General features: G+C 63.7%; 1 protein-coding gene. It reads left to right on the top strand.

The window, feature by feature from the left end; genetic code table 11:
- A partial coding sequence (locus HV823_RS26390; RefSeq protein ID WP_176952624.1) for an NADP-dependent isocitrate dehydrogenase occupies window positions 1–615 on the top strand: 615 nt, incomplete at its 5' end.
- Window positions 616–673 lie beyond the last annotated feature (58 nt).

The following is a 673-nucleotide window of genomic DNA, read 5'->3' as shown; positions in this document are numbered from 1 at the left end:
CGCAAGGTGCCGGTCTATCTCTCGACCAAGAACACCATCCTCAAGGTCTATGACGGCCGCTTCAAGGACATCTTCCAGGAGGTCTTCGACGCCGAGTTCGCCGAAAAGTTCAAGGAAGCGAAGATCTGGTACGAGCACCGCCTGATCGACGACATGGTCGCTTCCGCACTGAAGTGGTCGGGCGGCTACGTCTGGGCCTGCAAGAACTATGACGGCGACGTGCAGTCCGACATCGTGGCGCAGGGCTTCGGCTCGCTCGGCCTGATGACCTCGGTGCTGATGACGCCGGACGGCCAGACGGTGGAAGCCGAGGCCGCGCACGGCACGGTCACCCGCCACTACCGCCAGCACCAGAAGGGCGAGGAAACCTCGACCAACTCGATCGCCTCGATCTTCGCCTGGACGCGCGGCCTTGCCCACCGCGCCAAGCTCGACGGCAACGCCGAACTGGCGAAGTTTGCCAACACGCTGGAGAAGGTCTGCGTCGACACCGTCGAGGCCGGCTTCATGACCAAGGACCTGGCGCTTCTGATCGGCCCCGACCAGCCCTGGCTCTCCACCACCGGCTTCCTCGACAAGATCGACGAGAACCTGAAGAAGGCCATGGCCGCCTGAACGGCGACACCGACATAACCACACCATCGGACGGACCCGGCCTCGCGCCGGGTCTTTT

It is taken from the genome of Mycoplana rhizolycopersici (assembly GCF_013378445.1).
Taxonomy (GTDB): Bacteria; Pseudomonadota; Alphaproteobacteria; order Rhizobiales; family Rhizobiaceae; genus Mycoplana; species Mycoplana rhizolycopersici.
This window is presented reverse-complemented; position numbering and strand designations above follow the sequence as displayed.